Consider the following 24,626-nt stretch of genomic DNA (forward strand, 5'->3'; position numbering starts at 1 on the left):
CTCGCCACAAAAAGTGGCCGTGTCAGCCTTGGCAAAACGTCTCATGCAAATGCCGCCAAACCACCTTGCCATCGGCCTGTTTCTCAAACACCGCCGAGGACCGCCGATCAGAATGCAGCCCCGTCGCATCGGTCTGTTGCTCGCGGTAACTGACCACTGCGCCACCGTCATACAGCGCGACACCTCGCAGCTCGCTGAGCTCAATCCTGAACCCGAGCTTCTTCCCGCCCGCCAACAGAAACAATTCATTCAACGCCTCGAAATCCAGCACCCGGCCCAACGGCGAGACCATGGAAAACTGCGGTGAAAAACGCGTCAGCAATTGCTCCAGCTCGGCCTCGTCTCGCTCTTCGGCCAACCATTGCTCGATGGCTATGTGGGCCTGGATCACTTCGTCAAAGTATTCGGTGTAGTCGGTCATGCTGTTTCCTGAAAGTCTGAAAGTGTGTTTTGACGCCTTCGCGGTCTCAGAGCTGCCCGCGCAACCCGAACCGCTTCATCAACCCTGACTCCAGCAACCCTTTTGGCAATAACCCCGCCATCAACGGCAACGCCCGGCTGCCGTTACCCAAACGCACCAGACGCGGTGGTTTGCTCTGCTGCACAGCCTTGAGCAAACCGGCGGCAAATTCACTGGCCGGCGTTGGTTTATCTTGAGAGGCCTTGGCCCGTGCACGAATACCTTCACGCAGCGGAAACCACGGTGATTGTTCGGTGATCAGTTGCTCGGCTTCGTGGCCGGCATTCTTCGCGAAGCTGGAGGCGATGGCCCCAGGCTGAACTTCCATGACCCGCACGCCGAACGGCGCCAGCTCCATGCGCAGCGCATCGCTCAAGGCATGCACGGCGGCTTTCGAGGCGCAGTAGGCACCGGCAAACGGCGTGACCAGAACCCCGGAAACGCTGCCGATGTTTATCACCAGCCCCCGGGCGCGACGCAGTACCGGGAACATCGCGCGAGTGACGCCGACAATCGCAAACACGTTAGTTTCGAACTGGCGCTGCATGGCCGGCACGCCGCCATCGAGCAGCGGCCCCATGGCGCCATAACCGGCATTGTTGATCAGCACATCGAGACCGCCGCGTTGCTGGTTGATCCGCTCGCTCAGCTGTTCGAGGGCCGGGCCATCGTTAACGTCCAGCTGCACGGCGGTGAAACCGGCGGCGGTGAGGGCTGCCACGTCTTCAGCCTTGCGGGCACTGGCCCAGACTTCGTAACCGGCATTTTTGAAGGTGTCGGCGAGGGCGCGGCCAATGCCGCTGGAGCAACCGGTAATCAACGCAACAGGCATGGCGCGGTCCTTGTGCAAAAGAAAAAGGGGGATCAGTCGGAGAAACTACCCTGCAACCGTTCAGCGCGAAATTCCAGGGTTTGCGGGCGGTAGCCGGGGCGCAAGGGTGGTAGCGGCAAGCAGTCTTCCCAACTGCCGCCGGCCTGCAATTCACCGGGGCCGCGATAACGTGGCGCAGCGTATTGATTGTCGGCCAGGTTCACCGTATCGCCCGGCGCATACGCCGCGATGCGCCAGCGCAACTCGATCAGTGGCACGTCGTTGCCGTTTTTCATCGTGAGCTTCAATGGCCGATCTGCCGGGCAGTGCTCGGGTGCGTAAGTGATGCGCAGCTCAAGGCGTGCCAGTTGCTTGATTTCGCGGTTGTCCATCCAGAACACCCACGTCGCCACCAGGCCCAATCCGACAGCGGCCGCCACGGAAACCGGCACGGCCTTGGCCGGGTAGCGCAGCAGCAGGATCAGCCAGGTGATGACCAGCAGGACGCCGATGAACATGTTTGAACGCTCCATGAACGGATAACCGACATCCTACCGAAGGGGCACGAGAATGGATATTCGGTGAGCAAGGGGTTGTACCGTTGGTCGGTACTGTAATTTCTGACAGTAGCCAGCCATGTTCTTGAAACGTTAGAAGACATTGGCCGACGGGGCTGTTATTCGATGGACAGAGGCGATGGAAATGCACCACAAGACGCCCACACTGAGGATCTTCGATCCGCGCGGCCTGTCGATTCGCTTGGTAGATTACTGGCGCGCCATCGAAAACCTGCCCGCTGAGGTCCGCATCAATCGCACTGCTCACAATGGCGCAGGACGTGCAGTCAAACAGTGGGATCCGCGGTTATGGGCGCTGCAAGAAGGCGATCCCCTGACCCCTCCCAATCTGATCACGGTGTATTCGCTGTCCGGGAACGCGTTGCGCACGGACAGCGTTGATGCCGGAACGCAGATCACCCTGCGCGGTCTGGCCGACGAAGTGTTGTCGGACTGGGACAGCCGCCAAACACGTCGCGAGGTCGAATATGACGATTTGCTGCGGCCCGTGGCGGTGTTCGAACAGGGCGCCGTGGAGCCCCGTCGCTGTGTCGAGCGCTTTGCTTATGGCTACCCGGGCCAGGGTCATCAGGACCTTAACCAGTACGGCAAACTGATTCGCCATGACGACCCGGCGGGCAGCGTACTGTTCGACTCGTTTGCGATCAGCGGTGAAGGCATCGAAAACACCCGCCACTTCACCCTTGAGCCGGTAACCCCCGATTGGCCGGAATCGATTGATGATCGCCGACGGCTGCTCGAACCGGGGACTGGGGCGACGTCCAGGTGGCGTTTCGGCCCGTTGGGTGATGTGCTGGAACAGACCGATGCCAAGGGTAATCGTCAGACTTTCGGTCTGACCGTCGATGGCCGATTGCGCGAAAGCCGACTGCAATTGAAGGATCAATCCCTTTGGCAAACGTTGGTCAGCGAGATCCGCTACAGCGCCCAAGGGCAAGTCGAAGAGGAGGTCGCGGGTAACGGGGTGCGGACGACGCTGGCCTATCGACCCGAAGACGGTTTGTTGATGGAGCGTCGGGCACAGGATGCCAGTGCCCGAATGTTGCAGCATCTGATCTACGACTATGACCGGATGGGCAATGTCTTGAGCATCGAGGACAAGGCCCTGCCCGTGCGCTACTTCGCCAACCAGCGCATCGACCCGATCAGTCGCTTCATCTACAACAGCCTGTACCAGTTGATCGAAGCCTTTGGCTGGGAGGCGGGCGGTCCCGATCAAGGACCCGAGTCGGTTGGTCGCACCGATCCGGCGGCGGTTAGCAACTATCGGCAGATTTACCACTATGACGAGGGCAGCAATCTGCTGAAGCTGACCCACATCGGCGCGCAAAAACATGGGCGCGATTTGAAAGCTGCCCGCTACAGCAATCGCTGCCTGCCCTGGCGCAACGGCGTGCCGCCCACGGAAGAGGACATTGCCGCCGCATTCGACGCCAAAGGTAATTTGCTGGAGTTGGACCAGGGACGGTTGTTGACCTGGGATCTGCGCAATCAATTGCGCTCGGTCAGCCCGGTGGAACGCGCCTCCCGACGCAATGACGGTGAGTGCTATTTTTACGATGGCGCTGGCCAGCGGGTGCGCAAAATCCGCGCGTTGCAGACCAGGGCTCGCACCGTGATAGCTGAAGTGCGTTACTTGCAGGGTTTGGAACTTCGTACCGACAGTGGCACCGGGGTGGTGTTGCAGGTCATCACCGCGCAGGCTGGCCTCAACACCGTGCGGGTGTTGCATTGGGACAGCGAGCCACCGTCCGGTGTCAACGATCAGTACCGCTACACCCTGGTCGATCACCTGAGCTCCTGCACCGTGGAGCTGGCCGATGACGCGCAAATCATCAGCCGGGAAATTTTTTATCCCTTTGGCGAGACCGCGTGGTACGACGCGATTGAAGTGGACTATAAAACCATTCGTTATTCGGGCAAGGAACAGGATGCCACGGGGCTTTATTGCTATGGCTTCCGGTACTACATACCGTGGTTGCGGCGATGGGCGAGTACCGATCCGGCAGGCGCTGTGGATGGCTTGAACCTGTATCGGATGGTTCGAAACAACCCGTTAACGTTCTTTGACGAGCAGGGTGAAAACTCAAAATCCAACTCGGCAGTGCGTACCGCGATCGAGATTTTTGAATCGTATAAGGACAATTACAGCGATACGGACAGAGTGACTCCTTACAACATGATGAACACAATCACTCAGGGCAAACTGAAGTTCAAAACAGCAAAGGCAACACCTGCGGTGCTTGAAAAGACTAAGCCCCAGAACTTTACCTTGCGCCATTACACGGTCTACGGGAGCAGCGGCGAAACACCTCCCTTTATGGAAATCGCGTCTAACTTTTCTTTGGTTCACCAGAACTTGAAGACGTTGGGCGGAAAGGGCGGCAATACCAATGAAAAGGATTGGACCAAGGCCGGGAACATGGGCTTCACCTTCTTTCTTCTGGCGATAAATGGAGAAGTGAATGAACGCAAGTTTCTCGGCTCGATGACACACTTTGCCGAATACGATCTTGAGGATGACAAGGTGCTGGAGGCAGCCTTGGGTAAAGATTTCGATAAGGTAGAGTTTTTTGCTTCTCCCGATGTACTCGATCCCAAACACTCTTCGGACCTGAGCGCGGTGCCAATGGTTAAAGGCCCACTGAAAGAATTGAAGGCGCTGCTGCTAGGCAACTCGGGAATCAGTCCGGTTCAGGTGGGAAGAATGAGTTCACGAGCATTACTTGACAGTATCGATAGTGCGTTTCATGGAACACTTGAGATCAAAATACCAGGATCAATAAAGGTCAGTGGCTGGCATAGAAAACCAGCCACAACCCGTAAGGCTGCATGAATGTGTAAAAAAGCCCCCGCCCAACCCGCTGCGGATAGGGAACGCAGCGGGCTGGACGAGGGCTTTTTGATTTGCTGATTGATTACTGCGCGATGGTTTTCACCGACACGCCGCGTTCGATCGGGGTGGAGCGACCGTAGATATCTTCAAACCGCTCGATATCGTCTTCGCCCAGGTAGCTGCCCGATTGCACTTCGATGATCTCGAGTGGAATCTTGCCCGGGTTGCGCAGACGGTGTACCGAGGCGATCGGGATGTAGGTCGACTGGTTTTCACAGAGCAGGAACACGTTTTCGTCGCAGGTCACTTCAGCGGTGCCGCTGACCACGATCCAGTGTTCGGCGCGGTGATGGTGCATCTGCAGTGACAGGCACGCGCCCGGCTTGACCGAGATGTGCTTGACCTGGAAACGACCGCCCATGTCCACCGAGTCGTAGGAACCCCACGGACGATAGACTTCGCAGTGGTTCTGGGTTTCGCTGCGGCCCTGTTCGTTGAGGGTGTTGACCATCTGTTTGACGCCTTGGACCTTGTCCTTGTGGACGATCATCATGGCGTCCTTGGTTTCGACCACCACGATGTTTTCCAGGCCGATCACCGACACCAGTTTGCCGTTGCCGTGGATCATGCAGTTTTTGCTGTCCTGGATGACCACGTCGCCTTTGGTGACGTTGCCGTTGGCGTCCTTTTCATTGACTTCCCACAGCGACGACCAGCAACCGACATCGCTCCAGCCCGCGGTCAGCGGTACGACGCAGGCGCGCTGGGTTTTTTCCATCACCGAATAGTCAATGGAATTGTCCGGGCAGCAGGCAAAGGTGGCGGAGTCGATGTCGATGGTGTCGGCATCCTGCACGCTACGTTCCAGGGTCAGTACGCAGGTGTCGTAGATGTCCGGATCGTGCTTTTTCAGCTCTTCGAGGAAGCGGCTGGCGCGGAACAGGAACATGCCGCTGTTCCAGAAATAACCGCCGGACTGGACGAACTCGGTGGCGCGTTTCACGTCGGGTTTTTCGACGAAGTGCGAGACACGGCTGACGCCTTCCGGCAGCAGGGCATCGTTGGTGGATTTGATGTAGCCGTAACCGGTTTCCGGTTTGGTCGCCGGCACGCCGAACAGCACCATCTCGCCACGCTCGGCCGCCACGGTGGCCAGGGCCAGGGCGCGTTGCAGGGCTTTCTGGTCTTCCAGGACATGGTCGGCCGGCAGCACCAGCATCAACTCGTCGCGACCTTCATTGACCAGCATCATCGCGGTCAGGGCCACTGCCGGCGCGGTGTTACGGCCGAACGGTTCCATCAGGATGCGCTGGGTTTCCAGCTTACGGGCGCTCAGCTGCTCGTTGACGATGAAGCGGTGATCCTTGTTGCAGACCACGATCGGGGTATCCATGCCTTCGAACACCAAGCGTTCCAGGGTTTGCTGGAACAGCGTGTGTTCGCCGGTCAGGGCGAGGAATTGCTTGGGGAATTGCTTTCGGGAAAGCGGCCAAAGACGTGAGCCGCTACCACCTGACAAGATCACCGGAATCATGTTGTTACTCCCTTAAATCGATTGGTTAGAGCCACGAACGTTCTGTCGTTTCACTCTTGTTTTTGTTCCGTAATCAGATCGGCTCACCGATTCTGTAGCAGCTGCCGAGCCTGCGAGGCTGCGTTCGGCGACGTAGTCGTCGTGAATCCCGTCAATGCGGTCATTCAGAAAGACCGAGTTGCTTGGATTGCGACTGCTTCGCAGTCGGACGCAGGCTTCGCCAGCTGCTACAGGGTGATCACCGTCCTGATGAATTAATCAGCGCGTCGACACCGGGCGCTTGACCCAGACTGGCGACAGGCTGCTGCCGTTGCCGGTGACGTACAGCACCGCCGCTTCACCGCGCTCCAGGGCAACCGGCTTCACGTCGCCGACTTTCTTGTCGCCTTCGTACAGCGCCAGGCTGACTTTCACCGGGTTGATTTCACGCTCGCCACGGCCCTTGGCGGCCACGTTCGGCACCACATCGGTCTTGCCGTCGGCGGTTTTCAGAGTCAGGGCCTTGTCGCTGAGGTTCTGCACGCGTACCAGGGATTTCTGTTTGTTCTTGAACGGCGGCTCTTCGATCAGTTGTGGCGCGCCGCTGGCGTTGTTGACCAGAGTGTAATAGTGATCGCCGGCCAGTTTCACCGGCAAGGTCTGGCTACCGACCTTGGCGCTGTAGTCGCCGCCCGGCATGAAGCTGAAGTCAGTGCTGGACAGCGGCGCGACTTCGTTCAGGTTGGTGGTGCCGACTGTAGCACTGACTTCAGCGTTACCGGCGTTGTAGACCCGCACGAAGCTTGAGCCTTTCGGTGCGGTCGGGCCGTAGAGGGCAGCGTCGCCACCGGCAAAGGCCTGCATCGAGAGCACGCTCATGCCGGCAACGAGAGCGAAGGTCTTGGCGAGACGGCGAGGAGTAGTAGTGAAAGTCATGGGTGTACCTCTCTTTCAGTTTTGCGCCCGGTCGGGCGTCTCGGATTTGGTGTTTACAGCTACGTTTTGTTGGCGCGCGCCGGCTTGTTTAAGCTCTGCGACCCACTGCGGGTCGGCGTCACCGATTTCGTTGTTCACAGGCAGATATCGTTCAGGGAATTCCCAGATCAGCACTTGTGGCGGGCTGTTCTTGAAGGCATCGCTTTTCAGGTAGCTGAGCATCGGCAGAATCGGGCCGTGGCCGTCTTCGGCGTAGTTGACCACGTCGCTGTGCAGCGCTTCTTTCAGCGCACCGACGAAGTTCCAGTTAGGGTTGGCGCTGTAGCTGGTGCCGATCAGGGCCACCGGCACTTCCGTGTTGGCGAACAACGCGTCATCACCGGTCGGTTGATCCTGGGCCGCCACGGTGTTGCGCTTCTGCAAAGGTTCTGGCGCCGGCATCAGGTTTTCGAACAGCGGGTCCAGCGGCAGGAACAACCGCAGGTCGCCCTTGTGCGTCACCTTCTCCGCCGGTTCAGTGACGAAGTTTTGCGGTTCGCCGCTGAGCGGAGCCTTGTCGGCGATGGTTTTGGCCAGGGTCTGGGCAGCAACTTGTGCGCCTTCCGGGGTCCAGTGGGTGTCGGTACGCAGGAACACTTGCTGACCGTTGCGCTTGGCTTGTTGCAGCGGGCCGAGCAGGTCAGGGGCGAGGATCTTGTCGGCCGCCACGCGAGCGTGGAAGTCCTTGTACAGATTGGTGTGGATACTCGCCGGCTTCACTTCACCCAGGTGCTCCGGGTACAGACGCGTCTTGGCCGGAACAATCGCCATCACCAGTTGCACGCCTCGCTTTTTCAGTTCCTGGCGCACGCCTTCGACCAGCGCGTAGTTGCCTTGCAAGTTCAACTCTTCGTTGACGATCGGGTGGAACTCTTCATCGCTGTAGAGCCACTGATCGCGACCGAGCACCACGCCCGGACGACCTTCGTTGAACAGTTTGAAATCCAGCGCGGCCCAAAGGTTGGTGCCCAGGCGCTTGATCGGGAACTCGTCGTCATAGTGCGTCTCGACGGCTTTGGTCCAGCGCCCGTTGAGCACGGTGGCATCGGCGTTGGTACTGAAGCCGAAGAAGCTGCGTACCGACCACACGCCCAGGACCAGCAAGGTCACCAGGAACAGCGCGATGTAGAAGATGCGTAATGAGCGGGTCATGGTCAGATCCCTCAGAACTGGAAGTAAAGGAACGGCGAAAAGCTTTGCGCCGAGAGTTTGAGAATCGAGGCAATGAACAGCAGCAGTACCAGGGCGCGCATCACGTAACGGGACCAATCGGCGGTCCAATAGGCCGGTTGCACAGTCGCTTCAACGCCGACGGTGTAACCCGGCTCGTGGATGCTGGCCGGGTTGTCGCCCGGTACGGCTTTGATCATTCCAGGCGTCGCCGCGGCCGGGCCGTCGGTTTCGATGTTCACCGCAGGTTTGGTCTTGACCGGCGGCTGGTTGGTGTAGAAATCACGCAGGCCGAAGAACGCCAGGGGCACGTAAGCCACCACCAGGGTTGCCACTTGCAGACCGGTGAGGCTGGCCTGGTTGAGTTCCGACAGCGACCATTCGCCGAAGCTGAACATTGCGCCGTACATGCGACCGGCGACGTGCAGGTTCTCTGCGCGGAAGATCACCCAGCCCATGACCACCAGCAGGAAGGTCAGGACCCAGCGGATCGGGTTGAAGCTGCGCGGCGAAGTGTTCAGGCCGATGGCTTTTTCGATTGCCAGCCACATGCCGTGCCAGGCGCCCCAGACGATGTAGGTGATGTTCGCGCCGTGCCACAGACCACCGAGCAGCATGGTCAGGAACAGGTTGCGATAGGTCATCAGCGTGCCTTTACGGTTACCGCCGAGGGTGATGTACAGGTAGTCACGCAGCCAGGTGGAGAGGCTGATGTGCCAGCGCCGCCAGAACTCGGTGATCGACTGGCTGACGTACGGCTGTTTGAAGTTTTCCATGAAGCGGAAACCCATCATCAAGCCCAGGCCAATCGCCATGTCGCTGTAGCCGGAGAAGTCGAAGTACAGCTGTGCGGTGTAGGCCAGGGCGCCGAGCCAGGCATCGCCCGTGGTCGGGTTCTGCAAGGCGAAGCAATGGTCGGCGACCACCGCCAGGGTGTCGGCGATGAACACCTTCTTGATGAAACCCTGCATGAACCGCGTGGCACCTTCGGAGAACTTGTCGAGGGTGTGGGTGCGGTTGTTGAACTGGTCGGCCAGGTCGCGGAAACGCAGCACGGGGCCCGCGATCAAGTGCGGGAAGATCGCTACGAATGCGGCAAAGTCGATCAGGTTGCGGGTGGCCGGGGTATCGCCGCGGTAAACGTCGATGATGTAGCTGATGGACTCGAAGATGTAGAACGAGATCCCGATCGGCAACAGTACGTGGGTCAGGATGAACGGCGACAGACCGACCGAGGTCATCATCGCGTTGATGCTCTCCACGCCGAAGTTGGCGTACTTGAAGTAGCCCAGGATGCACAAGTCCACCGCGACGCCGAGCAGCAGCCAGCGCTGGGCCGGTTTGGTCCGGACACCGGCGGCGCCAACTTTCAGGCCGATCCAGTAGTTCCACAGCGTGACGGCTGCGAACAACGCAAGGAAGTCCACACGCCACCAGGCGTAGAACACGTAGCTGGCGATCAGCAGCAGCAAGTTGCGATAGCGTTGCCCGCTCAAGTAGTACAAGCCGAGAAAGATCGGCAAGAACAGAAACAGGAACACGTTGGATGAAAATACCATCCTGATCTCTCCATGTTTAACCAACAGTCAAGGGCCAACGGCCCCCCCAAACCCCCCACGAAAATCCGGGGGTGTATTACTCAATTCATGCCTGACACTGACCCTGTGGCGAGGGGGCTTGCCCCCGTTCGGCTGCGAAGCAGTCGTAAAACCGGTAAACGCGTTATGCCTGAGTCACCGCGCTGTCAGGTTTTGGGGGCGCTACGCACCCCAACGGGGGCAAGCCCCCTCGCCACAATGGATCGCGCTGAGCTTTAAGAGCCCTTGTTGCCTTTCTCGTTGGCCGGGTCGTAGACCTTGGTCAAGTCCCCGCCGAGGCGGAAAGACTTGAACGGCTGCATCTTGTGCTTGAGTTCCAGCACATTCGGCGCGCAGGTGTAGAGCGAGCAGAACGGTTCGAGCCAGGCGAATTTCGAGTCGATCTTGAGATCGGTCATGTCCTGGCCTTTACCGTTTTTCTTCTCGAATTGATCCGGGTCGTCCACGCCGGCCAGCACGCGATCACCCAGGCGTTTCAAGGCACCGTTGTTTTCCTGACGCAAATCCACACCGTTGGCCTGGGCGAAACTGGCGATCATCGCCAGCGGCGGCAGGGCATAGTTGTGGTAGGCGAGGGCGCGTTGCTGGCGCTTGAGTTCGTTAGGCAGGAAGCCTTGGGCATCGATCTGATTGGCGCCGACCTTGAATTCCTTCACGGCCCAGTCGAACAGGTCGCGGCGGTTGGTGGCGACCGACGTGGCCATCACCGACCAGGCGGCCCAATACGAGTGGTTGTTGGTCTGTTCGAGCGGCAGGTTGTCCCAATCGCTGACCACCTGATCGGCCATTTTGCTGAACCAGGCTTCAATCACCTGCGCTTGTTCCTGGTGGGTGGCCAGGGGATGCGAGTCAGAGAATTTCAGGCGGATATAGGACGACGCCATGCTGCCCAGCGCCCATTTGCGCATGGACTTGCCGGTGTGGTTGAAGTCCCTGGACATCAATGCATCGGCCTTGGCCCAGGCGGTCAACCAGTCGAGGGTGCATTCCAGTTGTTCCGGGCGACCGTCACGCATGAACTGCATCACTCGCTTGCTGGTGCCGCGCTCGATCTTGGTGATGTCGGCGGTGGTGTCGCGGAAGGCCTTTTCCGATTCCTCGTTCAGAGTCGAACGGGCCTTGTCGGAGCCTTCGTATTTGCTGCGAAACTGCAGGGCGCCGGTGTACGGCGTCGGCATTGCGTCGCAGCCTTCACTCTTGTCGCCGGTCTTGAATTTATCCACAGGCGCAAAATACCCTTGAGGCGGGCGCAGTGGTGCGGCGGCCTGAGTGGCGCCAGCGAACATCGCCAGAGCCAGCAGGGAAGGTGCGAGTAACTTTTTCAAAGCTCGGGTTTGCATGCAGTTCATAAGAGCTAGCCTCATTGCCCGGCTTGAGCAGTACGCTGCCCGGTGCCGGAGAACACGTTACGTTTGCAGATTTTCGCCTCGACTTTCTGCGGCGCAGCACCTGGTGTTTCAGGCCCCTGGACTTCAACGGCCAGCAGATTCTGCGAGGCCCAGTCTTCGTCCGTGCGCAACTCGAAGGCGAAACGCCCGTCGGTTTCGGAGGTTTCCGGTTTCTCGATCTTGATGTCCTCATGACGCCCATTCATGTACCAGAGGGTGGCATGCAAGGTTTTCACCGACGTATCGGCGAAGCGGATGTCGACCTGGTGGTCGCTGTTGCGCAGGTCCAGGTTCTTGCTGTTGACCAACAGTTCGTTTTTGCCCGGCTTCACCATGGCGCTGCTGCTCATCTGTGCATCCTTGCCTTCGCAACCGTTGTCGAGCAGCGCCATCATCTGGCGGTAGATGGTTTCCTGGTCGAGGCGATAAAGCGGCGAGAATTCCCAGATGAGAATTTTCGGAGGCTTGGTCTGGAACTCCTGGCTGCCCAGGTACTGCAGCATCGAACCTTCCAGGCCACCGCCGGGGAATGCCACGTTGAGGATGTCGGCGCCGATGGCCTCTTCGAGGAAACCGGCGAAGTTGTAGTTCTTGCCACTGTGGCTGGTGCCGACCAGGGTGATTTCCGGGTTGCCGGATTCACCGAACAGATCGCCATCCGCTGCTTCGCCCTTGGGCTCGGTGGTGAACTGATCCATGTACTGGATCGCGTAGCTGGTGCCACAGAGTTGACCCGCCATGTTGTGTAACGTTCCGGTCTTGCCCATGCGACCCGACTTATGGGTCTCGAATTCACGCTTGGGAATGTCGGCGAAGGCCGGCAACTGCTTGACCTTCTCGGCGACGATCTTCGCGGTGCGCTGGGCGCCATACGGGGTCCAGTGCTGGTCGCCGCGGAAGTAGAAATCGTGGGCGGGCAGGGTGTCGGGCAGCGATTCGTTGGTCAGTGGTGACAGGTCGGGGACCACGTAGCCCATCTGCGCGAAGCGCCCGAGCATGGTCTTGTAGTTGGTCAGGGCCTTGTCGAAATCGTATTTGGCTTTTTCTTCCGGGTTCAGCTTGTTGCGGTTCACCAGGCCACGGGTCGGCTGGTAAACGATGACCAGCTCCACGCCTTTGCTCTTGAACGCATCGTGCAGTTGTTTCAGGCGTTTGTAGCCGGCGGGTGTGGTGTCGAACTCGGTGCGCAAGTCTTCTTGGGTACGGAACAGCCAGTCGCCCTGGGCCTGCACCAGCGTGGTGAAGTTCTGCTGATAGCGGGTGGTGTAGTTCTTCGGGTCGTGGGCTGCCGGGCACAGGCTGCAGCACGGCTCGGCGCTGAAGCTCGGTGCCTTGGCGTCTTCGGCACGCACGCCAGTGCTGGCCGCGAGAATGCCCGCAGTCAGGGCCGACAGGCTGAGTAATTTGATCAAGTGTGGGTGCATAAAATTATCCTCAGTCCCGCATTTCGGTCTGGCGTTCGACAGGGTCGATCAGCACGGCTTTCTGCTGGCGCACCAGCAGGTCGAGAATTTCATCCTGACGCTCGCCGAGAATTCCCGAGAAGCTGATGCCGCTGGTTTTGGTCGGTGCGAGCATCGACACGCGATACAACTCCACGCTCAGCGGCGAGTCGATCGACAGCGGTCCGCTGCCGTTGGCAGCCAGTTCACCACCGACCACGATCAGCGACACTTCGGCATCGAACGGGTCGAGCTTGATGTCCCGGTCGGTGTCGCTCAGGTCTTTGATGTGCCCGTAGACACCGGTCAGGCCGTTGGCCATCGAGACGTTTTCGTACAGGCGAATGTTCACGCTGTTACGAATACGGATGCCGTGACGCTTGTTGCTGATCACCTTGTTGCCCCACAACAGGTTGTCGGCACTCTCGTAGAGAGTGATGCCGTCGGTGTGGTTCTTGTAGATCTCGTTGTAGGCGATCAGGTTGTTCACGCTGTTACGGTCGATCACCAGGCCCGACAGGTGGTTGTCGTAGCTGCGGTTGTTGAAGATGAAGCTGTCGTTGACCTCACGGGAAATAATGATCCCGTGCTTCTTCTTGGTTCCGTACACCGTGTTGTCGGCGATGATCAGGCCGTGGGAACGGTCATGGGGGTCGATGCCGTAGACGATGTTGTCTTTGTAGGTGTTGCCCTTGACCACGAAATCGCGGGTTTCGTAGCAGTAGAAGCCGTACCACATGTCCGAGAACTCGGAGCCGACGATCCAGCCGGTCGGTTCAGGGCGCTTGAGCACCTTGGCCATGTTCGGCGTGTATTGGGAAATACTCACGCCGTAGGACTTACTGTTGGCGTAACCGAAACTGGCGATCTTGCTGTTGGCGATGTAGGTCTCGGTGCCGCCCCAGGACAGCAGGAACGGACGGAACTCCTTGGGCGACGAGAAGGCCGCCGGACCGTTGGCCTTCTCGCTCCAGCCGGTGATCTTGGTATCACGCACAAACAGCTGACCGTCGTTGACCAGGAACGAGCCGGCCTCCTGGGACAGGCGCAGTTCCTGGGTCTGTTTGTCGATTTCCAGAATGCCGTGTCTGCCCACCACGATCGGCAACTTCGCCAGGAACACACCTGGCGACGTTTCGCTGAGGTACTGCTTGGGCAGCTTCTTGGTCAGGTCCTTGAGGTTCATATAGCCGTCGTCGACGAAGATCGCCTGCGGGATGCCGTGCTGACGCACCACCCACTCGGCCATCTTGTTGTCGCCGCCGATGAAGTCCTTCAAAGCGTCTTCCTGCATCATCCGGCGTATGCTGATCTTGCCGGGCTTGGTGCGCACGATTTTCGCGGCAATGGCTTCGGCGGTGTAGCCAGAAGTGTCCGGCAGTTTCGGCTTGGCCAGGTCCAGGGGTGCAGTTGGCGCGCTGCTGACGGTGTAGGTCTTGGCCTGTTGCAGCCCCTTGGCCACGGTCGTCGATTTGCGCTGCTGTTCAGGCTGGTGCACAGACTTGGCCGGTTCGACGGTGGCGAAGGCGGCTGCGCTGGCCAGCAGCAGCGCGCCGGCCAGCAGGCTGATCGAGCCTTTCTTGGCGCTGTTCATGTCGGGCACTCCCTTCGCGGTTTGCATCAGAAGCGCCAGATCACGTCGATAAACGCACGGTGCATGTACGAGTCGACTTCTTTGCCATAGGCATCGCCGGGCTTGAACACACCGCCACGGAACCGCACCAGGGCTGAAGGCTCATCGATCGACTGGCTCAACGCTGCTGGCAACAGGCCTTGCTTGAAGTACTTGGTGACCACCAGATCCATTTCCTGACCGAGGTCCTTGTTGCCATCTTCCAGCGGCAAGGAGGTGCTGGAGAGGATCGCGCCGGTCGCGTCGTCGGTGTTGTTTTCAACAGCGTTGATGCCGTTGTTGCCCACCGGCTTGTTGCCGTCGACACGCCAGAACTTGTGGTAGATCAGGCTGGCGTCGTATTCGTCGTTGAGCATCCAGGAGCCGAACAGCGTAGCGGTCTGCATGTTGTTCATTTCGCCACGGAAGGCTTCGCCGAAACGGTGAACCCGCGAGCGAGTACCGGTGTAGTTCGAGCGGTTGCTTTCCAGGCCGTTCTGTTGGTACTCGGCGCTGGCGCGGGCATAGGCTGCACCGACTTGCCACTGCGGATCGAGACGCAGACGAACACCCAGGTCGGTAGCCCAGCCGTTCAGGTCTTCACCACGCTTGGCTTCTGCCGGGCGAGTGCCGTCGGCATTCAACGGGTTGACCGTGTCACGGTCGCCGTTCATGCCGGTGATGCTGCCCCAGTAATTGACGGTGTTGGTGTTGCGCCAGTTGTAGGCATCACTGTCGGCGGTGAGGCCGAGCCAGCTGATGTCGCCGTTCTGTTTCTTGTCCAGGGTATCGCCAGCCACGCCCGGCTCCGGATAGTCGAGCTTGCCGTTATCGTGGGTGTGATGACCGCGAATGCCGACCCAGTTACCGGGTGTCCACTGATACGCCGCATCGGCGTAGGCGTGCAGGCGATCCTTGTCTTTGGGGGACAGTTCTTTCAGGTCGGTGCGGTATTCGCTGAAGCGTTCGGCGACACCGACGTTGGCGCGCAACAGGGTGGTGTCGAAGGTCCAGTTCAGGGCTTCGATGTTGGTGTCGCGCCATTGGCCGTCGTCGTTACGCAGGCGTTGGCGACCGAACTTGAGGATCTCGCCAGGGTAAGGCGTGAGGCCCTTGTAACCGACCCAGAACTCGCGCATCGCCAGGTAGTTTTTCCTGGTCTTGCGATCACCGCTGTCGGTGGTCTGGGTGCCGCTGTTGTCGGACTGTTGCAGGGTGTCGGTTTCGATGATGTCGGTGGACGTCACGGCCTGACCCATCGCGTAGGCGCTCCACGCGCCGCTTTCGCCATAGACCCAAGGGCGCAGGTCGAGGCCGACGCCGTTAACGTCGCCGCCACCGGCGGTGCCCAGGTCACTGTCGTTTTCGGACTGGCCGGTAACTTTGACTTCGAGACCGAAGTTCTTGTCTTCGGTCAGGGCCGCCAGGGTCGGGCACGACCACAGCAGGGCGAATGTCAGGCCAATACCGGCCTGCACGAATGGATTGAGTTTCATAGGGATTCCTCGCCGTCTTCTTCTTGCAAAGCGTGCAGTTCCAGCGTGTCCGGACTCACGGTGCTACGAATGGCTTGCTCTTGTTTGAGCAGGCGTTGGGCCTCGGCCAGCCGGTCAGGCGGCAGTTGCGCTTCGAGTGTTTGCGCAAGCTCAGTGGCTTGCGGGGTGTCTTGAGCCTTGGCCAATTGGCTGAAGACGTAAGCGTTGACCGGGTCGGGCCGGGTGCCCTTGCCTTGGGAGAACAGTTGGGCGATGGCGAAATCGGCGCTGTTCTGGCCGTTGCGCGCAGCGGTCAGCAGGTGATCCAGGGCTTTCTGCGGATAGACCTTGCCCAGGTAACCGCGACGGTAAATCTGGCCGAGGTAGTAATCGGCGGCGACTTCCCGGCCGAGGGCTTTCTTGAAGTGCTCTTCGGCGACCTTGGCGTCGGCCGGCACCATCTTGCCTTCGTAGTAGAGCTTGCCCAGCAACAGTTCGGCGCGCGGCTGGTCGGCGGCGCGGCCGTTGTCCAGGTACTTCATCATCGTGTCGACGTCGCCCAGTTCAGGGAAGTCGTAGAGCAATTGCGCCAGGCTGACCCAGGACGCCGGGTAGCCCGGGGCGATGCCTTCGAGCAGCGACTGAGCGGTTTTTTCGTCGGTCTTGCCCAGGCTCGCATCGCCCAGCACGCGGGCCACGCTGTCGACCCGTTGCGCGGAGACGGTGCCACGGCTGTGAGCAGCCTGCATCTGCTTGATCAACTCGGCCTGTTGTTCGGGCTGGCCACGTTTCTGATAGACCGTGGCCAGTTCGACGTAGCAGATGTCGGTGGTGTTCAACGCTGCTTTGCAGATCTTTTCCACGTCATTCAGGTGTTGGTCGTAAGTGCCCTGGGTGCGATAGAGCAGCACCTGGGCCAGACCTGCTTCCGGTTTGCCTTCGGCGCGCCATTGGCTGATCTGCTGCTGTGCGTTGATGTTGGGGAAGCTGTGCGGGAATTGCAGATACAGCATCGCCAACGGGATCAGGGTGTTGCCTTCGCCATTGGTCGCGGCTTTCTTCAACAGTGCCTCGGCTTCGTGGTGTTCGGCTTCGGTGGCGCCAGGTTTGGCCACCAGCAGGCGACCCAGGCGAGCCTGAGCACGCGGCGAGACGCTGGCTGCGGCGCGGTAAGTCGCCTCGGCCTTTTTGATCTGCGCCGGGTCGCGGCTGTCGACCTGAATGTCGGCCAGCCCAACCTGGGCTTCGCTGTAGCCCAGGTCGGCCAGTTGCTGATAGTTCTGCGCCGCCAGCGTGGTATCACCGCGCTTGAGGGCTTCATTGGCCAGGCGCTGGTCGGGCAGGCCGGCGCAACCGGCCAGGCTTACGGCCAGTGCAACTGCACACAGTGATCCTATGTGGGTGCGCGGTGTTCTGAGGATTTGTGGAGTCGTCACGGGCATGTCCTCTGTTTAAAGACCGGCGGCCATGGCTTTATTGATCAGCCAGTTCAGGTTCGGGCCACGGGTGCTGTTCACTTCCGCCGGGCGACCGGCGAGTGCGCTGTCCAGCGGCTCGTCAGGTTTGATCTGCACGCGGATATCGGATGACAGGTCTTCGCTTTTCAGGCTGGTGCTGCTGACGATCTTGCCGGTACGGGTCTGGTCTTCGCCGGCGATCTGGAAGCTGACCGTGGTGCCTGGGCGCACGTCGCCGAACTGGCGATAGGAGAAGCGTGCTTCAACGTTGGCTTCGGTATTGCGTGGCACCAGTTGGAAGATCACGTCACCTTTGTTGGCGTATTGACCGTTAGCCACCAGTTGCTGGGCCACGGTGCAATCGCACGGGGAGGTCAGGGTGCCGGTCATTTGCTTGCCGAAGAGCTCTTCAACCTTGGACGGTTGCAGTTGGTTTTCGTCCAGATGGCCTTTGAGTACGTCGAGCATGCTGGTGCTGAAGGTCGCCAGCGGGGCGCCTTTGGCGGCAACGCCGTCAGCCTTGATCAGGCTCTGCACGGTGCCGTCGCGCGGCATGGTGATGTTCATGCCTTGCACGCTGACCAGGCCAGCCTGGGCGTGGCTGACGAAGTACATGCCGTACACCGATTTGAAGATAAAACCGAACGCCACCAGGCCGACCACGAAGATACCGGCGCTGAAGGTCACCGCTTTCAGACGGCCGAGCGCGGTCATGCCATGACCGCCGTCCTTGACCTTGCGCGCCTTGGTGAAGTTGTCGCGTTGCAGGGTTGCGAGCATTTCACCCACGCTGACGATGTCACCGGCCAGGTGCGAAGTAATCAGGTGGCGCAGGGTGGAAATGTCCCGGGGTTCCAGGTTCTGGAACTGGCAACCTACGCGGCCGGTCTGGCGGTCGACGGAGCGGATCTGCAATTCCACGTCCATGGCCAGACCGAGGTTGTCGATGACGAATTGCAGGCGGGCCTTGTGCACATCGCCGACCTTCAGCGGCAACTGACCGGCGTTGAACGCCAGGCCGCCGGCGGAAAGGTCGATGACCCGGGCTTCGACCGGGGTCCGGTCAGGGCCGAAGAAACGCAGTTTGGCCGGAATTTTCACACGGGCGTGTTGGCGCTGGGCTTCGGATTCGTGCACTACGTTGCTGTTGACGGCGGTATTCATATGGGCGATTTCCTAGTTAATTCAGGCGAGTTCGGTCAGACCATCATCAGCAGCACGGCGACAAAGATGCTGCCGGCGGAGAAGGTCATGGTCCGAGACGACCAGGTGTTGAACCAACGTTGAAAGCTGGCGAGATCACGGGTCAGAGAAGTGGGCTGGCGAGTCCAGGATTGTTGATCGAGGCGGAAGAACACGTAGATCTTCACCAGCGCGCCGACGATCTGGTTGTAATAGAGAATGGCCGGGTATGCCGGGCCGATCCGGTGACCGGAACAGGACAGCAACAGGGTCAGGATCAGGCGGGTGATGCCGATCCACAGCAGGTAAACCAGGATGAACGCGGTGCCGTACTTGAAGGTGGCGATGAGCGCCACCGTCAGGCCCAGCAGGGACGTCCACATCGACACGCGCTGATCGAACAGCACCACTGACGTGAACAGGCCGAGGCGTTTCATCCCCAGGCCCAGGGCGCGGGAGTTCTGCCGCAGGTTGTTGCCGTACCAACGGAACATCAGTTTGCGACTGGCCTTGATGAAGCTCTTTTCCGGCGGGTGTTCCACGGTATGGATCGCGGCGTCGGGCACGTAGAACGTGTCGTAACCCAGGCGCATCAGGCTGAACCAGCTCGACTTGTCGTCACCGGTCAGGAACTTGAAGCGGCCCAGGCGCCAGTGTTGCAGCGAGTCGCTTTCCACGTCGGCGATGAAGTCCGGGTTGGTGACCACGGTGGCGCGGAACACCGACATCCGGCCAGTCATGGTCAGCACGCGCTTGGACAGGGCCATGGAGCACATGTTGATGTGGCGCTGGGCGAATCGCAGTTTGTGCCATTCGCTCATGATGTAGCCGCCGCGCACTTCGCAGAACTCGTTGGTGGTCAGGCCGCCGACATTGCCGAACAGCTGGAACCACGGCACGGTCTTGAGCACGACGCCTTCGGCCAGCACGGTGTCGCCATCGATCACTGCAACCACGGCACGGTCGTCCGGCAGGTGGCGGGAGATGGCGCGGAAACCATAGGCCAGGCCATCGCGCTTGCCGGTGCCGGGAATGCGCACGAAGTCGAGCTTGACCCGTGTCGGTGGGTTCATGCGTTTCCAGAGGCTCTTGACCAGCAGCTCATCGGACATTTCGACGATGGAGCACACCACGGTAGTCGGCAGGCCGCAGTCGATGGCCTCGCGGATCACCGAGCTGTAGACCTGCGCGGTGGTCAGCGCGTCGATACGGAAGCTGGTGACCATCAGGAACACGTGGGACGGGTCTGCCTCTTTGCCCAGCTTGCGCACTTTGCGCCGCAGGTGCGGGTAGACCACGTACAGAAACAGCATGCCGCGCAAAAAGTGCGTGGCACCCATCGAGTAGCGCCAGATACCGACGATACCGATCAGGAAGATGAAGTCCTTCGACTCGGAGTCGAACGTGGACGGAGGCAACGCCAGGGCGATGCCCATTAATAAACTTAGGTAAAACAGCCAACCGGCGGCCTGAAGTAGGCCGTGCTTTAGCCTGTGCATAATCTGCATCCGTCTCGATCTCGGGCGGAGCCCGATTGGGTTAAGGCAGGCTTGTGAAAACTGGCGCCACCCGGTTTGGATAACGCCAGAATCCCTGTAGGAGCTGGCGAAGCCTGCGATCTTTTGATCTTTCGCTTGGGATTCAAGTGAGCTGGGAAAGATCGCAGCCTCGTTTCACTCGACAGCTCCTACAGGCGTGTTACCAGCAGATACCTTCGGTGCGCTTGCTGACGCTGGTGGCTTGAGACATGAAGCCGACCAGGTCGACCACTTGCTTGCCGTGCGGTGCTTCCAGTGCCAGGGCGCGGAATTTCTCATCACGGTTGCCGAGGATGATCACGTCGGAGTTGTTGATCACTTCCTCGAAGTTCGAGTTGAGCAAGGACGAGACGTGAGGGATCTTCGACTCGATGTAATCCTTGTTCGCACCGTGGACACGGGCGTACTCGACGTTGCTGTCGTAGATGCTCAGGTCGTAGCCCTTGCCGATCAGCATTTCCGCCAGATCGACCAGCGGGCTTTCGCGCAGGTCGTCGGTGCCGGCCTTGAAGCTCAGGCCCAGCAGGGCGACTTTGCGTTTGTCGTGGCTGGAGACGATGTCGAACGCGTTCTGCACCTGGGACTCGTTACTGCGCATCAGCGAGTTGAGCAGTGGTGCTTCGACGTCCAGGGAACCGGCGCGGTAGGTCAGGGCGCGCACATCTTTCGGCAGGCAGGAGCCGCCGAATGCGAAGCCAGGACGCATGTAGTACTGGGACAGGTTCAGTGTCTTGTCCTGGCAGACCACTTCCATCACTTCACGACCATCGACGCCGACAGCCTTGGCGATGTTGCCGATCTCGTTGGCGAAGGTCACCTTGGTGGCGTGCCACACGTTGCAGGTGTACTTGATCATCTCGGCAACGGCGATGTCCTTGCGGATGATCGGTGCGTCGAGTTCTTCGTACAGCGATTGCAGAACGTCGCCCGAAGCCTTGTCGAACTCGCCGATGACGGTCATTGGCGGCTGGTCGTAGTCGGCGATCGCGGTGCTTTCACGCAGGAACTCAGGGTTCACGGCAACGCCGAAGTCGACGCCTGCTTTCTTGCCGGAGCAGTCTTCGAGAATCGGGATGACCACGTTTGCCACGGTGCCCGGCAACACAGTGCTGCGCACGACGATGGTGTGGCGGGTGGTTTTGTCACGCAGAACAAAACCGATTTCGCGGCACACAGCCTCGATGTAGTTCAGTTCCAGGTCGCCGTTCTTTTTGCTCGGCGTGCCGACGCAGATCATCGACAGGTCGGTGTCGCGAATCGCCTCGGCGAAGTTGGTCGTGCCGCGCAGGCGGCCAGTCTCGATGCCCTGTTTCAGAAGTTCGCCCAGGCCAGGTTCAACGATCGGCGAACGACCGGCGTTGATCATATCGATCTTGTCTTTGGCAACATCGACGCCAACGACGTCATGGCCCCGTGCAGACAGGCAACCGGCACAGACTGCACCGACGTAACCCAAACCAAATATGCTGATGCGCATCGCATTTACCTCTCAGTTAATCAAGACTGTGTTCAACAAGCCATTACATGGCCGGAGTTAATGGTGTTCAGCGGTCATAATGCACTCGCAAGTGCGGCCTTAAAGGCGTCACAATGCCGGGTGCAGGCATACTAAGTTCCGAGTGTCTAAATAAGTGCACTCAAGAAGTGCGCAACCAGGCCTTATTGTTATGACGTGCCCTGTTATGCAGCCGACCCTCTAATCAGAGGACGTTCGTGCAAAGGTCTTGCGCGCTCAATGCCAGGCCAGAAGCCCGTAAATCAAGCGGTTGGGTGCTCGGGTGAGCACGTTTATAGGGGCGCAGCCGTGGCCTTGTAGGGGATATTAATGATGCGTTATCTCCTGTCCTTCATGTGTTGCCCAAACAAGTGATCCATAAGTTCAAGTTAATATGACAACTTCGCTATCGGGACCGCTTCTCTGTGTAAGTTATCTCGTACGTTCGCCGAGAGAATCGTTACGGGTGGTATGAGCGACGCATTTGGACATAGTTCCAGTCCACCCATCGCGATTTCTGGAATTTCTTGAAATATTGAAAAAGATGGCACTGCTTTCATATTGATAGCACTTGCCGTTTCGCCCTTTATATATAGGGTGATTATTGCCTTGGGTACTTTTTTGCCACTACTCACAAAAATTTTCAGTGCCACTACTGAAAAAAATCAGCAAAGTCGAGTGAAACAAAAGTTAGAAAATCGAGTGCTTGTTTTTTGGCGCCAATAAGCCGGCGAAAAGGGCGGGGATTGTTCGAGGATCGAAGGGGTAGCGCACGACGAAGTTGTTGGTGTCGTGCGCGAATTGAGTGCGGGTCTGGTTACTCCGGTGCGTGATCGCGCAGGAACACCAGATTGTCCGGTTTAGACTGTTCGCTGCTGTAGCGATAACCCTGAACATCGAACTGCTGGAGGGCGACCGGGTCATTGATGCGTTCTTCGATGACGAAGCGGCTCATCATCCCGCGGGCCTTTTTCGCGTAGAAACTGATGATTTTGTACTGGCCGTTCTTCAAATCCTTGAACTCGGTATTGATGATGCGCGCGTTCAAGGCGCTGCGTTTGACCGCCGAGAAGTATTCGTTGGAGGCCAGGTTCAGCAGCACATCGTCGCCCTGATCGGCCAGCGCTTCGTTCAGCCATTCGCTGATCCGCGTGCCCCAGAAGGCATACAGATCCTTGCCACGGGCATTGGCCAGCTTGGTGCCCATCTCCAGCCGATAGGGCTGCATCAGGTCCAGAGGGCGAAGCAGGCCGTACAGGCCGGAGAGCATGCGCAAGTGCTGCTGGGCGTAATCGAAGTCGGCTTCGCTGAAGGTTTGTGCATTCAGGCCGGTGTACACGTCACCCTTGAATGCCAGCAAGGCCTGCTTGGCGTTGGCAGGGGTGAAGGCCGGGGTCCAGCTGCCGAAACGTGCGGCATTGAGGCCGCCAATCTTATCGGAGACGTGCATCAGCTCGCTGATCTGCGCCGGTGTCAGGTCGCGCAGTTGCAGGATCAGTTCCTGGGAGTGGTCGAGGTATTGCGGCTGAGTGAAGCGCTGGGTCGCCGGCGGTGTTTCGTAATCGAGGGTCTTGGCGGGGGAAATCACCATCAGCATGAAGTCGGCTCCTTTAATCGTGGGGGCGATTCTAGGGGGTTGTCTGTGTTGACTCCAGCTATGGGTGTCATAGGTGATCGGTGGTGTCGCCAAGTTTTGTGGCAGAAGGCGATCCTGTGGCGAGGGGGCTTGCCCCCGTTCGATCGCGAAGCGGTCGCAAACCGACACTTGCGTTCTATCTGAAGGAATGGGGGACGCAGTTTTGGGGGCTGCTTCGCAACCCAACGGGGGCAAGCCCCCTCGCCACAGGGGATCGGCTATAGTGCCGCGCGGGTTTTGTTATGGAGACATCCCATTGCGTATCGTTTTTCTATTCTTCGCCTCGCTGTTGAGTTTCGTTGCCCAGGCGGCGCCAGGCGATGTGGCGACGCTGGATCGCAGCACCTGGCCTGAGCGGCTCAGCAACCCGACCCTGTTCGACGTTGCCTCCCGGGCCGAAATCCTCATGTTCGCCCGCGTCCTGCTCGCCAGCGAATCGCTCGATGAAGCAAGCCTGGCTCAACGCCTGGGCCTGCGCACCGTCAATCTGGAGTCGGTCAACCACCTGCGCCAACGCATGTGGCAGCGGTTGCTGAGCAACTACAACTTCGCCCAGCAGAGTTGCGATCAGGATGCCTCTTTCTGTTTCCTCGTCGAGGACATGGATAGCTTGCGTGAGCAAGCGGCCAAGTTTCAGATCAGCAACGACAGCTACTACATCAAGTGGGCCGAGCCGAGCCGGTTGTTCCATGCCCAGTACCTCGATGAGCAATTGCGCAAGGCGGCGCTGTTCCCGCAGACCAGCAGCGAAGTCGATCGTTTTGGCGACTATGAGCGCAATGGCGATGCCATGAATGACCGCCTGTTCCTGCTGACCTTCGACAGCGCTGCCAATGCCGTGCCGGATAACACTGCCTGGGTCACCGAGTACCTGCGCAAATCGAACATGAGCGCGACGTTCTTCGTCCTCGGCAAGGACATCCAGGCCCGTCTGGCTGAAGGTTCGGCGACCAGCCTGCAAGGGACCTATTCGCAGCAATGCGTTGGTGTGCAGGGTTGGGAGTTCCGTTCCCACAGCCACTGGCAAGACTGGCAGGACTCGGTGCGGCGCAGCGCCGAGCTGGTCAAGGGCAAGCTGCCGGAGAATTACGTGCCGCTGTTTCGTCCGCCCGATGGCCAGCGTCGGTCCGATGCTGAAGGCTTCTTCAGGTCTCAGGGTTTGCAGGTGGCATTGTGGGACATCGATGCCCAGGACGGCGCCGGCAAGCTCAAGGGCAGCCAGAGTGCGCAACGGGTGCTGACCCTGATGCTGCTGTGGCGGCACGGGGTGATCAACTTCAATGTGAAGCAGGACGCGCTGAAAACCGCGATGCCCTGGCTCATCACGCAAACGGCGCCAAGCGGGATCGGTTGGGAAAACTGTCAGGACGCGTTTCGCTGAAACGGGGAAAGCCCGTAAACATTGGGGCAGGGACGTTTTTGGAGGAGATTTCGATGCAGGCGGACTTCCGACTTTAGCG

The 24,626-nt window shown here is 59.3% G+C and carries 18 protein-coding genes; 2 read left to right on the forward strand and 16 right to left on the reverse strand.

Translation table 11 applies throughout. The features are described 5' to 3' along the window. Positions 1-22: 22 nt before the first annotated feature. From AC1DQM_RS15955 to AC1DQM_RS15965, 3 genes are read right to left on the reverse strand one after another with little or no spacing between them, the layout of a single operon-like run. Entirely contained in the window at positions 23-421 is a 399-nt protein-coding gene (locus tag AC1DQM_RS15955) for a DUF4440 domain-containing protein (protein ID WP_477746481.1), read from the reverse strand. A gap of 46 nt (positions 422-467) precedes the next feature. Continuing rightward, positions 468-1,292, reverse strand: coding sequence for an SDR family oxidoreductase (locus tag AC1DQM_RS15960; protein ID WP_018927137.1), 825 nt, complete (start codon positions 1,290-1,292; stop codon positions 468-470). Positions 1,293-1,324: 32 nt separating this feature from the next. After that, the gene (locus AC1DQM_RS15965; protein WP_018927136.1) at positions 1,325-1,789 is read right to left on the reverse strand and encodes a hypothetical protein; all 465 of its coding nucleotides are present in this window, start codon (positions 1,787-1,789) and stop codon (positions 1,325-1,327) included. 178 nt (positions 1,790-1,967) lie between these two features. Between AC1DQM_RS15965 and AC1DQM_RS15970 the strand changes: the two genes are divergently transcribed. Continuing rightward, positions 1,968-4,685, forward strand: coding sequence for an RHS repeat domain-containing protein (locus tag AC1DQM_RS15970; protein WP_477746482.1), 2,718 nt, complete (start codon positions 1,968-1,970; stop codon positions 4,683-4,685). Between the two features lie 82 nt (positions 4,686-4,767). Here the strand turns inward: AC1DQM_RS15970 and AC1DQM_RS15975 are convergent, their stop codons facing one another. From AC1DQM_RS15975 to yaaA, 13 genes are all read right to left on the reverse strand, one after another. Further along, positions 4,768-6,219, reverse strand: coding sequence for a mannose-1-phosphate guanylyltransferase/mannose-6-phosphate isomerase (locus AC1DQM_RS15975; RefSeq protein ID WP_064620199.1), 1,452 nt, complete (start codon positions 6,217-6,219; stop codon positions 4,768-4,770). Between the two features lie 258 nt (positions 6,220-6,477). After that, the gene (locus AC1DQM_RS15980) at positions 6,478-7,134 is read right to left on the reverse strand and encodes an alginate O-acetyltransferase AlgF (RefSeq protein WP_086944726.1); all 657 of its coding nucleotides are present in this window, start codon (positions 7,132-7,134) and stop codon (positions 6,478-6,480) included. Positions 7,135-7,149: 15 nt separating this feature from the next. Continuing rightward, complete coding sequence (locus AC1DQM_RS15985; RefSeq protein ID WP_086944727.1) at positions 7,150-8,325, reverse strand: alginate O-acetyltransferase; 1,176 nt, start codon at positions 8,323-8,325, stop codon at positions 7,150-7,152. An 11-nt stretch (positions 8,326-8,336) separates the two neighbouring features. Beyond that, entirely contained in the window at positions 8,337-9,902 is a 1,566-nt protein-coding gene (locus tag AC1DQM_RS15990; RefSeq protein ID WP_477746483.1) for an MBOAT family O-acyltransferase, read from the reverse strand. A 254-nt stretch (positions 9,903-10,156) separates the two neighbouring features. Further along, positions 10,157-11,290, reverse strand: coding sequence for a mannuronate-specific alginate lyase (locus tag AC1DQM_RS15995; RefSeq protein ID WP_477746484.1), 1,134 nt, complete (start codon positions 11,288-11,290; stop codon positions 10,157-10,159). An 11-nt stretch (positions 11,291-11,301) separates the two neighbouring features. Beyond that, positions 11,302-12,753, reverse strand: coding sequence for an alginate O-acetyltransferase (locus AC1DQM_RS16000; protein WP_018927129.1), 1,452 nt, complete (start codon positions 12,751-12,753; stop codon positions 11,302-11,304). A 10-nt stretch (positions 12,754-12,763) separates the two neighbouring features. Then, positions 12,764-14,365 carry a mannuronan 5-epimerase AlgG gene (algG, locus tag AC1DQM_RS16005; RefSeq protein ID WP_477746485.1) on the reverse strand — a complete coding sequence of 534 codons (1,602 nt, stop codon included), beginning with the start codon at positions 14,363-14,365 and terminating at the stop codon, positions 12,764-12,766. Between the two features lie 26 nt (positions 14,366-14,391). Continuing rightward, positions 14,392-15,879: an alginate export family protein gene (locus AC1DQM_RS16010; protein ID WP_064620190.1), complete on the reverse strand. Its 1,488-nt coding sequence runs from the start codon at positions 15,877-15,879 to the stop codon at positions 14,392-14,394. Then, the gene (gene algK / locus AC1DQM_RS16015) at positions 15,876-17,300 is read right to left on the reverse strand and encodes an alginate biosynthesis TPR repeat lipoprotein AlgK (protein WP_477746486.1); all 1,425 of its coding nucleotides are present in this window, start codon (positions 17,298-17,300) and stop codon (positions 15,876-15,878) included. Before algK ends, AC1DQM_RS16010 begins: the two co-directional genes overlap by 4 nt. Before the next feature lie 9 nt (positions 17,301-17,309). Then, on the reverse strand, positions 17,310-18,479 hold the full coding sequence (locus tag AC1DQM_RS16020) for an alginate biosynthesis protein Alg44 (RefSeq protein WP_018927125.1): 1,170 nt from the start codon (positions 18,477-18,479) through the stop codon (positions 17,310-17,312). Between the two features lie 35 nt (positions 18,480-18,514). Continuing rightward, on the reverse strand, positions 18,515-19,996 hold the full coding sequence (alg8, locus tag AC1DQM_RS16025) for a mannuronan synthase (protein WP_370741111.1): 1,482 nt from the start codon (positions 19,994-19,996) through the stop codon (positions 18,515-18,517). A 199-nt stretch (positions 19,997-20,195) separates the two neighbouring features. Then, positions 20,196-21,512 carry a nucleotide sugar dehydrogenase gene (locus AC1DQM_RS16030; RefSeq protein WP_064620187.1) on the reverse strand — a complete coding sequence of 439 codons (1,317 nt, stop codon included), beginning with the start codon at positions 21,510-21,512 and terminating at the stop codon, positions 20,196-20,198. Between the two features lie 835 nt (positions 21,513-22,347). Continuing rightward, positions 22,348-23,127 (reverse strand): peroxide stress protein YaaA, encoded by a 780-nt coding sequence (gene yaaA, locus AC1DQM_RS16035; RefSeq protein ID WP_064620184.1) that lies wholly within the window; start codon positions 23,125-23,127, stop codon positions 22,348-22,350. Between the two features lie 295 nt (positions 23,128-23,422). Between yaaA and AC1DQM_RS16040 the strand changes: the two genes are divergently transcribed. Then, positions 23,423-24,547, forward strand: a complete 1,125-nt coding sequence (locus tag AC1DQM_RS16040) for a polysaccharide deacetylase family protein (RefSeq protein WP_477746487.1) — start codon at positions 23,423-23,425, stop codon at positions 24,545-24,547. The last annotated feature ends 79 nt before the right edge of the window (positions 24,548-24,626 follow it).

The organism is Pseudomonas sp. 01L34 (genome assembly GCF_056400265.1).